Source organism: Hujiaoplasma nucleasis, from assembly GCF_013745115.1.
In the GTDB taxonomy this organism is placed as follows: Bacteria; Bacillota_I; Bacilli_A; order Izemoplasmatales; family Hujiaoplasmataceae; genus Hujiaoplasma; species Hujiaoplasma nucleasis.
Window position 1 is genome coordinate 780925 of sequence record NZ_CP051151.1, and the last position, 14964, is coordinate 795888.

Annotated in this window: 17 protein-coding genes; 3 read left to right on the forward strand and 14 right to left on the reverse strand. The window is 30.0% G+C overall.

What is annotated here, in order from left to right:
* Positions 1–157 precede the first annotated feature (157 nt).
* The 7 genes from HF295_RS03545 to HF295_RS03570 all read right to left on the reverse strand — a co-directional run bounded on the left by HF295_RS03545 (position 158) and on the right by HF295_RS03570 (position 6854).
* Positions 158–1000, reverse strand: coding sequence for a hypothetical protein (locus HF295_RS03545; RefSeq protein WP_312032477.1), 843 nt, complete (start codon positions 998–1000; stop codon positions 158–160).
* Between the two features lie 121 nt (positions 1001–1121).
* Entirely contained in the window at positions 1122–1841 is a 720-nt protein-coding gene (locus HF295_RS03550) for a hypothetical protein (RefSeq protein WP_312032478.1), read from the reverse strand.
* A gap of 102 nt (positions 1842–1943) precedes the next feature.
* The gene (locus HF295_RS03555; protein WP_312032479.1) at positions 1944–2147 is read right to left on the reverse strand and encodes a hypothetical protein; all 204 of its coding nucleotides are present in this window, start codon (positions 2145–2147) and stop codon (positions 1944–1946) included.
* A 401-nt stretch (positions 2148–2548) separates the two neighbouring features.
* Positions 2549–2761, reverse strand: a complete 213-nt coding sequence (locus HF295_RS08715) for a GNAT family N-acetyltransferase (protein ID WP_376739683.1) — start codon at positions 2759–2761, stop codon at positions 2549–2551.
* A gap of 384 nt (positions 2762–3145) precedes the next feature.
* A complete protein-coding gene (locus HF295_RS03560; protein WP_312032480.1) occupies positions 3146–4393 on the reverse strand; it encodes a helix-turn-helix domain-containing protein in 1248 nt (415 codons plus the stop codon).
* 251 nt (positions 4394–4644) lie between these two features.
* The gene (locus tag HF295_RS03565) at positions 4645–5637 is read right to left on the reverse strand and encodes an RDD family protein (RefSeq protein WP_312032481.1); all 993 of its coding nucleotides are present in this window, start codon (positions 5635–5637) and stop codon (positions 4645–4647) included.
* A 92-nt stretch (positions 5638–5729) separates the two neighbouring features.
* Positions 5730–6854: a bifunctional GNAT family N-acetyltransferase/class I SAM-dependent methyltransferase gene (locus HF295_RS03570; RefSeq protein ID WP_312032482.1), complete on the reverse strand. Its 1125-nt coding sequence runs from the start codon at positions 6852–6854 to the stop codon at positions 5730–5732.
* A gap of 76 nt (positions 6855–6930) precedes the next feature.
* Here HF295_RS03570 and HF295_RS03575 point away from each other — a divergent pair, with 76 nt between their 5' ends.
* The 3 genes from HF295_RS03575 to HF295_RS03585 all read left to right on the forward strand — a co-directional run bounded on the left by HF295_RS03575 (position 6931) and on the right by HF295_RS03585 (position 8030).
* The gene (locus tag HF295_RS03575) at positions 6931–7227 is read left to right on the forward strand and encodes a transposase (protein WP_312032483.1); all 297 of its coding nucleotides are present in this window, start codon (positions 6931–6933) and stop codon (positions 7225–7227) included.
* Positions 7228–7302: 75 nt separating this feature from the next.
* Positions 7303–7428 (forward strand): hypothetical protein, encoded by a 126-nt coding sequence (locus tag HF295_RS03580; RefSeq protein WP_312032484.1) that lies wholly within the window; start codon positions 7303–7305, stop codon positions 7426–7428.
* Between the two features lie 113 nt (positions 7429–7541).
* A complete protein-coding gene (locus tag HF295_RS03585) occupies positions 7542–8030 on the forward strand; it encodes an IS3 family transposase (RefSeq protein ID WP_312032604.1) in 489 nt (162 codons plus the stop codon).
* Between the two features lie 41 nt (positions 8031–8071).
* Here the strand turns inward: HF295_RS03585 and HF295_RS03590 are convergent, their stop codons facing one another.
* From HF295_RS03590 to HF295_RS03620, 7 genes are all read right to left on the reverse strand, one after another.
* Entirely contained in the window at positions 8072–9457 is a 1386-nt protein-coding gene (locus tag HF295_RS03590; protein WP_312032485.1) for a monomeric [FeFe] hydrogenase, read from the reverse strand.
* Between the two features lie 9 nt (positions 9458–9466).
* Entirely contained in the window at positions 9467–10636 is a 1170-nt protein-coding gene (locus HF295_RS03595) for a SpoIIE family protein phosphatase (RefSeq protein ID WP_312032486.1), read from the reverse strand.
* Positions 10629–12308, reverse strand: a complete 1680-nt coding sequence (locus HF295_RS03600; protein WP_312032487.1) for a [Fe-Fe] hydrogenase large subunit C-terminal domain-containing protein — start codon at positions 12306–12308, stop codon at positions 10629–10631. Before HF295_RS03600 ends, HF295_RS03595 begins: the two co-directional genes overlap by 8 nt.
* Positions 12301–12552 (reverse strand): (2Fe-2S) ferredoxin domain-containing protein, encoded by a 252-nt coding sequence (locus HF295_RS03605; protein WP_312032488.1) that lies wholly within the window; start codon positions 12550–12552, stop codon positions 12301–12303. Before HF295_RS03605 ends, HF295_RS03600 begins: the two co-directional genes overlap by 8 nt.
* Positions 12542–13303, reverse strand: a complete 762-nt coding sequence (locus HF295_RS03610; protein ID WP_312032489.1) for an aminoglycoside phosphotransferase family protein — start codon at positions 13301–13303, stop codon at positions 12542–12544. Before HF295_RS03610 ends, HF295_RS03605 begins: the two co-directional genes overlap by 11 nt.
* A complete protein-coding gene (locus HF295_RS03615) occupies positions 13293–13898 on the reverse strand; it encodes a redox-sensing transcriptional repressor Rex (RefSeq protein ID WP_312032490.1) in 606 nt (201 codons plus the stop codon). Before HF295_RS03615 ends, HF295_RS03610 begins: the two co-directional genes overlap by 11 nt.
* 124 nt (positions 13899–14022) lie before the next feature.
* Positions 14023–14952 (reverse strand): LysR family transcriptional regulator, encoded by a 930-nt coding sequence (locus HF295_RS03620; protein WP_312032491.1) that lies wholly within the window; start codon positions 14950–14952, stop codon positions 14023–14025.
* Positions 14953–14964 lie beyond the last annotated feature (12 nt).

Below are 14964 nucleotides of genomic sequence, written 5' to 3' on the forward strand. Positions count from 1 at the left end.
AATAGCCTGATATATATTCGCACCAAGCCAAAGCTAATTTTTTTCTATTTATTACAACTTTCTACCTAAAATAATTCCTATAAACACAATAAAAAGCACTTGAGAAAATATCATCCATTTAAGCTAGACAATGATTAAATTGATATATAAAAAGCTTCTAATCTATATTCAATATTTCTTTTTCATTATCTGTCAATAAGCCTTTAGCAAGAACCCTATTCAAATATAATAAAGGATAATTCATTAATATAGGAAGAATCATTAATATAGTAATAGAATTAGGGCCTTCTATCACTTTAATACCAATAGTAAGTATAAAAGAACTATGAAGAAGTATCTGTCCCAAAATAAATAATCTTTTGAGTTTGATACTATCCATAAGTTTATGTTCTTGTATACGGTCATATGTCTTTTTATATGCTATTTGTAATCTTCGATAAAGATAAATTGCTAATATAGCAACAAGTCCATTAATTAAAATATCATAAAACTCAATTTTAGGTATTTCTAAATAATGTATGCTTCCAAGCAAGAATGCCAAAGTAAAAATAGATAAGCCTGTTTCATTTGAATATTTTACCTTTTCTCTAGCTTTATCAATATCAGTCATTACTTGGTATTTACTATTCAAAAATAAATCTTTGTATCTAATGACTTGTGTCTTTCCTCTTAATAAAAAATACTCTATGATGCTTATAGATAATATGATCGATCCAAATATAACTAATGTTATTTGAAAAGAAAAAGATTGCATTAACCCTGCAGTCAAATATATTAATACAAATTTAAGAAGAAACAAAAGGTGATGGATTATTTTATTGAATAATGAATCATTTCTTGTATGATTGAGCTGTGTGGTTAAATATATATAATACAAAAGAGGTAAAAACCAAAAAGCTAAAACTGATAAGTTATTTTCATCATTAATTAACCATGATGATAATACCAATATCAGTAAATAGAAAAAAATATTTTGTATATAAACTCTTTTTAATGCCACAGAAAACACCTCAAATACTATTCATTTCTTTAAACAGTCGAATCTTTTTTTACTTTGAATCGCCTAATCTATGTTATAAACGCGTATCTTTTCATTAATTATTATCCATATTCTATTTTTTTTATACATAATATATATCATCATTCAAACCAATATATTTTAAGCTATTTGTTTCAAAATCAAATCTAAATATAAGATATGGACTACTACCTAATAAACTCTTGTTAAATAAAAAACCTAAGTTATATTTATAATAAAGATAAATCTCATTATTCACAAGAGAAAATCCAAACTGGTTCGGATCATTTTCTTGGTCTAAATCAATCAAAATTTTATTTGCTTGGATACCTAGATTAGATGATTCATACAGTGTCATAATAGTTGTTTCAAAATATACTTTATTATCTTTATCTTTTATAGAAAGCATATCATTTATACTTACATTATACATATTGTTATTGAAAAATATTGTTTTCTGAGAATCTTCAGAAATAATATTTGGATTTATCGATATTATTTTCTCTTCTAAATTAATATAGTCATATGCATCTATAAAGGCAATGTTTTCATCATCTACGATGTAGCGAATAAACATTCCTTGATCAACCATATAGCTTATCCTACCATCAACCTTGTTACGCACTATATTGGTTTGAGTAATTACACTTCCCGTATTTGTATAAAGAACAAGATTGTGATCTTGCTGGCTATATAACCACATATTTTGCCATTCATCAATACCAATCACATAATTACTATTATTGATAGAGCTAGAAGGTGTTAACAACTCAAAATGAATCGTTTCTTGTTTGATGAAATCATACATGATAATTGCTTGCATAAAATTTTCATCGTCATCCCATGAATAGCCTATGATAGCATAAAGAATATCACCAGCAATATAATAGCTATAGTTAAAAAAATCATAATGAATCTCATTTTCTTAAAATACTGCTTTTAATATAATCATCAAATCATATTCATCTTCCTCATCTATGATTTTATTAGATGTAAAAAAAATATAGCCGGATTCTTCCACTACAATTGACTCAAGTTTTTCATTAAATTGATTATAATTATTGGTTTCACATCCATTAAAAGAAAATACAATTATGCCAGTTATTATAAGTAACATTAATTTCTTCATCAATATTCACCTTTGTAAATTTTTTACTCGAATCTCTTGTGAGTATTATAACATATTCAAGGGTTAATATCGTCTCATTATTCATAGTCTTTTGCTTTATTATTTATTCGATACCATCTAATAATGAAAATATTCTTGCTTTTAGGCTAAAGCCTCATAAATCACTTATATTTATATTGTTTTTATTAAAGTTCATCGTATAAGAGCAATAATATTCAAAATCAAACTTGCTTATAACTGACTAGCATTATTAAAACAAGTTCAATTTGTATAAAAGAAAACCGTCAATTCTGACGGTTATTTTATATTTAAAAACACTGAAATATCCACAAGGATACTTAGATATTACTATAGAGCCAATTTATCATACGATTCGGAACACTATTTAATGAATTAATTCTCTACAAAGAAATCATCATCAAAGAACTCTTATCGTTCTCTTTGATTGTCTTATAGCCCAAACTAGAATATAAATATCTAGCAGGATTTTTGTGAAGAACATAGAGTATAATCCTCTGATAACCCTTTAATTTCATTACTTGGCGCATTTGAAGAAGCATCATTCTTCCAAACCCTTGACGTCTAAAATCATGCTTTATTAGGACAAGTATTATATTTTGGCATAATCGTTCCTTTTACTATAAAAGCGAGTACTTCATTCCCAGGAACGTCGCCAAACAATTCAGGAATAAAATACTCGCTTTTATAGTTCCTTATAAGAATTGTTTGGCATATATATTATACCATTTTTTAATCAATATTTTATTTTAAAAATAAAAACCTTTATTTAATCCTAAATATGGATGTAAACTAGTTGCGTCACCAACACTCTTCACCAAACGTTAGAAAAAAAAGATGTTTATGTAAGTATTTAATACTGTCTTGTCATTATGGAGTTTTAATCCATTTCGTATGGAAAACTCTTGTCTTTACTATGTTGATTTTTTTCATACGATATTTTATTCTTCTATTCTAGAAACTGCCAATTCATTCTTTAATTATTCATAATTAAACCATTCAGAAAACACAATACCATAATCATTTGATTGATATAATTCAATTTTTTCGCCCAGATATAATTTATACACTTCGCTATCAAACCAAGTAGTTTCTCCACTTGATAAAGTTGTATCTATTTTTATTAGGCTATATAGAGCTTCAGCATCAACTTCAAAGTCTCTTAATTCATTTAAATTATTAAGTGATGTTTCTTTAATAAGATCATTATTCTTATCATACTCATATACCAATATAGATGTATATGAGAACTTCCATTGAATGTGAATATTGAAAGTAACATTGAAGTTATCAATATAATCTCTATCAGATGAATTAAGAGCCACCTCACCTTGATAAGTATACACGCTTTGCAAGTCATTAACATCAATAGTCTGTGCAACTCTAACACCATTAGATGTTATTAATCCAATATGTATGTCATCTTGAACTTCGAGTGGATTTACTAAAATATAGACATCATAGATTTGTTCGTTGTATAAATCCTCTAAGATATAGTCGTAACTATATGCTTGTGTTAATCGTGAGGAAGATCCTCCATCAGAAACAGCAACATACATTATATTATAATCAACTTTTAGTTCAGCAAATGTTGAGTAATCGTTATCTATTGGACTAATGTATACCCCGAAAAATTCTTCATCAATTTTTGAATCCATTACAGTAAGTTTGTACTCTTTTAACTCTATTTGATCCACGTGCAATTTATCTCCTAAATTAATATTATCAAATGCAATCCTATTACTTCTATTATCTTCTACATTTAAGTACATACCCCAATAATCAAAGAAAATAACTTCTTTAGTATCAAAATCTTCAATCGTTAAAGTCAACAAATCGTAATCTATTTCTTTAACGTAACCATAATAATCTTTATATTCTTCTGCTGATACTTCTTTTGGTTTATTGAATATAAATATTGACAACATGGTTCCTATTATAGCTAAAATGCTAATGCTTAGTGTAAGCCATAAAAACTTCTTGGTCTTTTTGCTTTTAATTGCTTCATTTATCGTTAATAACTTAATTGAACTATCATCTACTAAATCATTTATCGAGCAATCTAATAAATCAGTTAATACTTCAATACTATTAATATCTGGTAGCGTCTTACCTTGTTCCCATCTAGAAATGCATTGTCTAGTTACATATAACTTGTCTGCTAGTTCTTGTTGAGTCAAGCCTTTTTTTGTTCTTAGCGCTTTTAAGTTCTTGTTAATTGTGTTCATTTTTATCACCTCATGTAAAGTTTAAAACTATTATACACTATTTACAAGCAATTCAATAGCAACAGATTGTTTACAAAAAAAAGTTTACCCCATTTGGAATAAACTTAGTTAATTATTTGTCTTGTCATTATGGACTTTATCTTTATTTTGTATAACCTCTTTATGAACTTTACTGCAACCTCTTTATGGACTTTATCTGTTTTTGTGCTAAAAGTTCATATTTAAAATAAATTTAGATTCAAAAAAATTATCTATTTAATTCTAAGTCTTTCCTCTATCATGGAAACTTTATCAGCTCTGTTCATCGCTCTATAAGCTTTCAACCACTCTTCTAAAGAAGATATATATATAACGACATTATTCATTTTTAATTCTTCAATCTTGTCATCATCATTAAATGTATAAATTCCAATATTAGTTTTCACTTTAAAGCCAACCATTATATCAACTTCAATTTCGTCAATAACAAGTTCATAAAAGTGATCGGTTAGATACTTAGATGAACGGATTTCCTTCTTAAAGCCAAAGGTAATTAAGACGCGTTCAAGTTTTTCAATTTCATCTGTATTTACAATGATATCAATATCCTTAACTGTAACATTAAATCCTCTTAATTTTAGCATTAACGATGCGCCTAAAGACCACTTTAGGTCATAATCATTTAACAATTTTGCTAACTTGATTAAAACTTTCATATGGTTATCTAAACCAGGATCAATGTCTAAGTTTTTGATTCTATTCTTGAATATTGTCACCTTACTTTTCGATAATATATCTCCTAAATGACGATGTTCTTTTGTAAAGATTACTTGTGATATAAACAGAATGACTAGTCCTAAACTTAAAACATAAAAAATGATGAAAACCGTCGTACCAAACCCTTGATAAATACCATATATTACAGCAATATGTGCTAGTTGCCAAGGTAAGAACTTTATAATGTTTCGGATAATCGGATGATAAATCACCTTACTACTTTTGACAACGTTTAATCCCATTATTCTTTTGCCAATACTTCCATACTTACTCTTTATTTCATAAACAATAGAAAAAATACATATTGGTATCACCGTAGTCAAAGCAGCTATGAATTGTGTGCCCATTTGCGTGATTTCAGGAACTTTTCCAAAGAAAACAAAATAAAATAGGATTGTTATAGAGAGTAATAATACAATGTACAAACTCATAATCAGCCAATCAATTAAAAGGGCTGTAAATCTTTTCCTTATGTAATTAAGCCTCATAAAACCCTCCTTACTTTTTTTTGTGGAATATAAAATAGTGTCTAAATTTTGTCTTGTCTTTATGGACTTTATCTGTTTTTGTGCTAAAAATTTCATATTTTTAACAACTCAAATATACCTGTTACATCATTTATTTTTTTATAATAAATCTTATAATATTTCTTAAGTTCACTATTTCGATATATATTTACTATAGGATAATATTCTTCATCATCCCAAATAGAATCGTATTTCTCCTGTAGTTGTTTAATATCTTTTGTGTTAAGCGTTGATACATCACCAATAATAATCATTCCATGGTCACTAAGATAATCATAAACATTTAGAAGAAGATCTATATGATTTTGATAGTCAAGATGATGAATCGAATAATTGAAAATGATAAAATCATACTGATTATTCAACTTAGCTAGAGAGTTTTGGAAAGTATCACATATGAACATTGCATTTGGCATTTTGCTTTTTGCCAAGTCTATCATTTTATCTGATAAGTCTACACCTGTTATATTGTATCCTAAATCATGTAAAGGCCCCGTAATTTCTCCTGTACCAACACCCATATCTAGAATACGTGCATATGGTTTTTTCGTAATCATATCAATAATTTGATATTTGACTTTAGAATATCCCGCAAAAGGATATGTTACTTCTTTTTCTGATTTAATGACACTTTTATTATAGTTGGTGACCCAGTTATCAAACAAATCTTTTCTTATTTGATCCTCAACATTTAAGATGAGTTGGATGTTTAAATCATCCTTATTTTCTACTCTAAATCCATTTTTATAATGGAAATTTATTGATTTATGATTATGATTTCTCACTATGGAATAGATGGTTTTGATGTTGTCTCGTTTTAACTCATACATTACTTTATTAAATAACTTACTAGCGTAGCCTTTATAATAATAATCTCGATGCGTTTCTAAACCCTCTAGATAATATTGATTATCAACAATCACTATCCTACAAACAGATACAATCTTTCCATCATCATCCCGTAATATATAATAAGCATAGAAGTTCTGATTTTTTTCACAGCTTTTTAAATAATCAATATAGTCCGTTTTAATACCAGCTCTAATATCTTCAATGTTAGGTTCTGATAAATCATATCCTCTATCTTCTTCAAGTCCTTGATTAAGAACATCAAACCATTGCTCGATTTCTGTTTGAGATAAATTGCTAATTCTTTGCTTATTCCAAATTTCAAACACAAAGCCACCTCTTCTTATAAATTATACCATCTAATGTATAATAATAAAGTTGTAAAATTAGAAAGGTGGCAAATAAATGAATTACACATTAGAGTTAAAAAAGCGTATCACTAAAAAATACCAGAAAGGAGAAAGCGTCTCAAACTTATCAAAATATTATAATATTCCCAGGACCTCTATCTATAACTGGATAAATAAACTTTCTAAAAAATCATTTCATGAATTATCTATCAGTAAAAGACAACTTTATGAGTATCAAAGAAAGATAGAAAAACTTAACAGAGAGAATCAAATCCAACATTATATAATATCAAATCTTAATATCCCTAAAAGAAATAAGATTGATTTGGTATATTTACTAGAAGAAAAATAATATCCAATCAAAGCAATTTGCAGGGTACTTAATCTAAATACTTCTACATTCTACCATGATAAGAATAGAAAACCTGTGGTATATCAAGTTGATGAAGAAGATGAACAATTTAAACCATTAATATTATCTATATTTAATAATTCAGCTGGTAGATTTGGCGGACGTAAAATTCGTATCTTATTGAAAAAGATAATTATGTGATCAGTCACGCTCGTGTCGTCAGATTAATGAATGAAATGAATCTTAAACCCAACCAACCTGATGAAAACTATAATAATTATCATAAAAGGAAATAATAATATAAACCAAACATAATTTCCAAATCCGATCATTATCCAGAAGTTAATAAAATTTGGGTTAGCGATATCACATATATCCGCGTGAGGAAAGAACACTATTATTTGACTGTAATTATCGACTTATATTCTAGAAAAGTTATAGTTCATAGTTTGGCTAAAACTTTAGAAGCCTCAGAATTAATCAATCTAATGAAAAAGACGTATTATATTCGAAACAATCCTAAAAAGTTAATATTCCATAGCGATCAAGGACAACAATATACATCCAAATCATTCAAAAGTTTACTCAAAGAAAATGAAATTACGCAATCATTTTCCAAGAAAGGTTGTCCCTATGATAACTTAGTTGTCGAGAGTTTCTTTGCGAGTTTAAAGAAAGAAGAAATTCATCGTCACATCTATAATAATTTTGAGGAATTAGAAAAAGTTATTGACGAATATGTTGTCTTTTTTAACACACAGCATAGCAGAGCATACTTTATAGAAATGATTAAAGAAAAATAAAAATGTGAACCGAGTAGATTAACTCTACCGGTTCACATTTTTTAAGATTGTTTAGATGATTTTCCGAATGTATCAACCTTCATCTTATCTTTAAGAGAGTGAGAAATACTACCTGGACCGCCTATACAACCGCCTACACATGACATACCTTCAATAAAATGACCAATGTTGACATGGTTTTTAATTTTGATTAATGCTTTTTTACATTCATCTATTCCATTACAAGAGAAGGGCTCAAATTTAAAACCTTCGATATTTTTTTTGTTTACTTGATGCTGAATCGATTCAATCAAACCACCACTTCTTGCGAATATACGACCGTAATAACTGGCATCATTAATTGCAATCGATTCACATGCTGATATATCAATATGTTGACTATCAAACAAGGCATCTAATTCTTCAAATGTCAATACAGCATCTATATAAGGAGAGACATTTGGAAGTTTTGCTTCGCCTTTTTTAGCTATACAAGGACCAATGAAAACACATTTGTTATAAGGATTTGATTTCTTAATTAATTGACCTACAACAGCCATTGGAGATAGATTATGAGATATATGCTGCACTTGATCAGGATAATGTTTTTTTATCAATGATACAAAGGCAGGACAACAAGAACTTGTTAAAAAGCCTTTATCAATCAGTTCTTCTGTTTCTCGTTCAGAAACAATATCAGCACCCATCGCGGCTTCTACCACTTCATCAAAACCCAGTTTAATTAAAGCGCCGATGATGTTTTCTGGCATATATTGGTGATATTGGCTGGCAATAGATGGAGCAATAATCGCCACAACCTTAGATTGAACAGTTTTTTTCTGAATATAGTCGATGACATCAATGATATATGATTTATCAACCATCGCTCCAAAGGGACATTGAACCACACATGCGCCACACGATATACAACGTTCATGATCAATCACAGCCACTTTATTCTCATCCATTCTAATGGCGTCAACTTTACAAGCAGCCACACACGGACGTTGATTATTTTTAATCGCTGAATAAGGACATACCTTTGCACATAAACCACATTCAATACATTTTTCCTTATCGATCATTGCTCGGTTATGCGAATCAAATGATATTGCATTTTTAGGACAAACACTTTGACATTTATGAGCCAAACATCCTCGACATCCATTGGTCACTTCATAGCCACCAACTGGACATTCATCACAAGCTATATCGATTACTTCAACGATATGTTTAGATCTCGAACCACCAACTGCGAGTTTTACTCTTTCAGCTAAAATGGCTTGTTCTTTATACACGCAACATCTTGAAATTGGCTTTCTTGTAGGATTAATTGTCTTTGGAATATCCAACAAATGATCATACAACTGATGGTGCCAAGCATGTGTTGCGACTTCTTTTAAAACTTTATACTTAATATACTCTACTTGCGTATCAAACTTTCTCATAATTATCACCTAAAAATAGCTCATTGTTATTTGTTTGCCCATGTCTTTTAATGCATGACTTAATGCTTCAACCAATTGCATTTTAATATTAAACTGTATCGGTAAGTCCGGATTTTGATGTGCAGGATTGATGGCCTGTCCAACATAGAAATGGATGTCCGTTGACTTCTCTATGAGCATTCTAGTTAACAAAGAAGCACCATCCTTTTTATAACCCCATCTTTGATAGGTCTGATTGTCTTTAACATAGTCTTTAATATTTTCTAACACCTTGTTGATGGTAATTACCCCTTCAGTCACTAAATCTACCCCAGGAATAAAAGCAATGGGAGGAATGTTAGGGTCAACATACTCAATGGATGTCTTTAAATCTTGATGCAAATACCTTGCGACCAACTCTGAGGTAGTACCTCCACATATCACCTTTTTTCCTGTCTTAGAGAAAAATAGTTTCATTACACGTTGATCATCAAAATTCTTTTTTGGTGGACCAATCATTAGATGTAAAGGTTCTCTTTTTACGACTCTAGCAATACCTACTGTGGTATCATCGCCAGGTTTATATGCATACAATTTTTCACATTTTTCTAGCAATATTTTAACTAAATTTTTAGCAGTAATATCGGCTCTATAAAAAGCCTTCATATAATCAAAAATTTGCTCTTTCTGCCAACCAAAATTAAATTCATTACCAACCCCAGCATATACACATCCATCACTCATTGAAATAAAAATATCTTCCTCTTTTAATTCTAAAGATGCATAATAAATCTTTTTCCCAGATACTTCTTTCTCAACTCGGCGAATCGGATAATCGATTGAATCTCTAATTAAGATTACTTCAGGGTTATCAAATTCAATGATTTCCACTCGAGTTGAATCAATAAATCTCATCACTGTAAATGTTGAATATGCAATCCCGCGTTTTTTACATATAGGTAAAGTATGAGCTATTGTTTCAATACAATCTTTTAAACTCATACCTTGAGAAATCATTGTCGATATGATTTTGGATGTGAGTGTTGAAAGAATACTTGCTTTAACCCCACTTCCTAAACCATCAGCTAAAACGATGACCAATTGATCATTTTGATTAACGACATCAATATGATCACCACAAATAGGCTCTAGATATTTATTTAATGATCCATAGTCAAATTCAATAAACAAACTATTCATCTAAGATTTGCTCCTTCAAATGTGTTAAAGCAATCTTCGTTTCAGCCGCTGTTTCACCTAATAAAGATGCAATCTCTTGAACAATTCGCATTTGTTTTTCAACCACTTGATCAGTCACTTCAATGGTTTGCTTGCTCATTAATACTTTATTCTTGCGATTGATGATTTCTTGTGAAATATCATCAATGATGATCATTGTAATCCGATAATTATCATCATAAACAATGGTTTCCTTAACTGTTTTTTTGTACTCAGCCAAGTAGACATTTTTATGATTGACTTGAGTGTGTTTATGCAATATATCTTCTAAATCTTTATGATTTAAGATATTAAATATTTTCTCTCCTAAGATATCGCGTCGATGATGAATATTAAATATCCTCTTAGCCATTTTATTAAATTGTTGAATTTCTAATTGTTCATTTAAAACAATAATTCCTGATGGCGTATGATCTAAAATATTATGAAAAAAACTTTCTGCTCTTTCCTTTAGAAAAGGTAAACACATGGTGAAATCGGCCTTACCCTGATGAATCGCTAAAGCTTTCTCTCTACAGGTATTATAGCCACATGATCCACAATTCAGCTCATCCATAGGATTGTTTTTCCCCATTTGTTTTAAAATGCTAGATATCTCTTCAATGGTTGGTTCATTTCTCTTTTTAGTGATTGGCATAAAATATTTCGTTAAACTTTTCGATGTTTTTCTTCCTAAGTTATGCTCACCAGCATAATCAACAATACGCAAATAATCCCTTAAAGGTGTTTTGTGGTGTTTTTCCATAATTGGACCACCGACACAACTCCCCTCACAAGCAGACATCTCAATAAAGCAATGAGTTAGATTCCCTTTTCGTATATCATCTAAAGTGGCCATACATCTTTCAACGCCATCGATTGATAAGTAATGAATATCATCGTTATAATGATTTAAACTTTTAATGATACCACCATTGGTTGGAAAGAATCGCGATTTAAAAGGTTCATCGTCTTTATCACCATTCTTGTACTGATTAAATGACATACCTTTCTCTTGAATCATCATTGACAATTCATCAAAAGTTAATACGGCATCAATAAAACCGGGGTATGAATCTGCTTCATCCTTTTTAGAAATACAAGGACCAATAAATACTACCGCAGCATCTTGATATCTAGTTTTTATATCTTGCCCATGTGCTTGCATAGGTGACTTAACCGGAACTAAATACTCTAATAAATCAGGATAATATTTTTGAATCAATAAATTGACTGAATGACAAGCTGAAGTGATCAAAATAGAAGGTTGATATTGTTCCAAATAATCTTGATAAGAATCTTTAACCCATTCTGCCGCAATCGCTGTTTCTTCAACATCATAAAAACCTAGCTCAATTAATAACTCTCTTAAAACATCAATATCGACACCATCATAATTGGCTATAAAAGATGGCGCAATACTTACTATCACTTTTTCTTTTTGTTGAAGCAATACCTTAACCTTCTCTAAGTCACTCGATATTTCTTTCGCATTTTGAGGACAATGGACGTAACATCTTCCACATAAAATGCACTCACCAGGAACGACTTTCGCTTGATGTGTAGTAAATTCAATTGATTTTACAGGACAGTTTCGGATACATTTATAACAATTTTTACATTGGTTTTTGTTTAATATGATATATTCATTCATGATGATTCAAAACCTTTAACACATAAGTATTAAACACTGTTTCAACATCACTAGGTTCAACAGAAATCATTTGTTGATTAATCGTTACATTCACTCCTTTTTGACACTGTCCCATACAAAACTGCCCAAGTAACTTGACTTCATCTGTCAGTTGATGTTTTTCTAGTAATCGTTGAAATTGCTCCACAATCATTCTTGATCCTTTTAAATGGCATGAACTGCCAATACATATCTTAATAACCATTGTTCTCCTCCATTGATTGTTGAACCAACTTTAATAAGAAGTCTCGTTCAGATTTGATACCACGATTCGATCTAGCCGCTGATACAATTGGAAGCCATGATAAAATTTCTTCTCTTGAGTCATTTGTTAAATCAATATACATGTTTAAATACATTTCAGCCACTGACCGATCAAACTCAACCCATAAATCTAAAAAGGTATTTGCAATATCAGCCAACTTTGGCCCTAAAGAAACATGAGCCCAATCGATAATAAATGGTTGATTATTTTCATCAATGATAATGTTCCCTGGAAAAAAATCACCGTGGCATAAAAATAAATCTGATTTCTTTTGATCTAACGACTGTCTTACAAACATTCTCACTGTTGCACTTAACATTGAATCTTCAATTTTATACCCAAGCTTATCTTTCATTTTGGATAACATCGGCGCTTTAGTATGATGGACTTTAATTTGTAACTCTATAAACTGTTTTAAATATTCATTAAATCTCGATGGATGCTCCTGCATTAATCGCAACAAAGTTTTTCCCTTGATAAATGACAGTTCAATCACCCAATGATTATTTTCTTGATAGACAGCTCTTACCTTAGGGACATTTAAATCCGTTTCTTCTACTTTCGCCAAATTCAAAGCTTCGTTTAAGACCTGTGACTTTTTATAATGATGGTTAAAAACCTTAATCACTCGAGTACCATCTTTATATATCGTTTTATCGGTTCTTACACCAATAATTTTTTCATAATCCATGATTTTTTCTCCGATCGTTATAATGTTTAATCAATATCGACAAAGATACAGCCAAATTTTCGTTTTGGACCACCACATCAGATGGAACATTAAGACGTGTTGGAGAAAAATTCCATATCGCCTTAATACCTGCCTTAATGATTATATCTGATATTTTTTGCGCTTCATCCTTCGGTACAGTCAAAATCGCAACATCAATATGATGCTCTTGGCAATATTCGTTCAACTGATCAACATGTATAAACGATTCCCGAATATCAAAGGCACCAATAATTTCGATATGATATTGTTGGAAACCATGATAGTTATATAAAGAACGACCTAACTTTCCCATACCAATGATCACTGCGTTTGTAGGTTGATCAAAACCCATATACCGCTCTATATCAGCTTTTAAATCGTTTAATATATACCCTACTTTTGGTTTTCCCCCTCGACTGATCTTGGCCAAGTCCTTGCGAACTTGAACTTCTCCTAGGCCTAAATCTTTAGCCAAAATAGAAGCGGATACATAATCACTTGAATATTGACTTAATTGGTTTAAATAGATTGGTAATCTCTCTAAAAAAGCCTCTGTTTGACAATTTTGTAACACTCTATCACGCCCCCATAGATATCTTATCAAAACGGTAATATAAAATATAATATCAAAAATAAATATCGATATATCATTATCGATATATACGTACTGATAAAAGAAAAAGCCAACAAATGTTGGCTTAAAGTTTTAATAAATCTCGTTTTGACTTTATAATTTCTTCCAAAAATTCATGGTCTAATGGAGATAATCGATATGACTTTAAATAAATTAGCACGTCTTTATGTACCTTTGATAAATCATCACACTTAATTTGAACCAAATCGTATTTGTCTAACAAATCATCAGATAAAGGTGATCCCCACATATACGTTGAATGAACCGATGAAAGCAACTCAAATTGACTGGCTCTTTCATAAACAAAAATTCGTCTCTTAATATCATTTGAGAACTCTTCTTTCTTAACATCAACCATCGATAATGATGGCACATAAGGATCAGCGTGAGCAATCTCGATATATTGTGATAAATCTTCTAAGAGAATCTGATCTTTTTGAGCCAAAGGATGATGTCTAGACATAAATAGTTGATAAGAGAATTCTGAAATAACTTCATATTTAAATCCTTTTTCTTTAATCAATGCTTTGAAATAATTATCATAATTGATTTGATATCGAATGATTGCTAAATTGTAATAAGAGTTTAATATATTATTAATCGCCTTTAAAGAGTTGGTTTCTTTATAATAGATTTCACATTTTTTTGTTTGGCTCAACTTCTTTGCGAAATTGGTAAATGCATTTGAGATATAACTCGCTCTTGGTACTGATATTGAAAACTTTGATATAGAAAAATCTTCATTTAAATATAGAGATTCAATATCTCTTACTTCAGATAGAATTTTCTTAGCATAATATAAAAACTCTTCACCTTTAACCGTTAGTTTCATTCCTTTTGGTGTACGCTCAAAAATTTGAATATTTAATGAAGATTCCAAATCCTTCATCGCTCTAGATAAGTTTGGCTGAGACATATAAAGATTTTCAGCTGCTTTTGATATTGACATGGTCTTTTCAATTTCACAAGCATATTTTAAATGTAATAGATTCATCAAATCACCCAT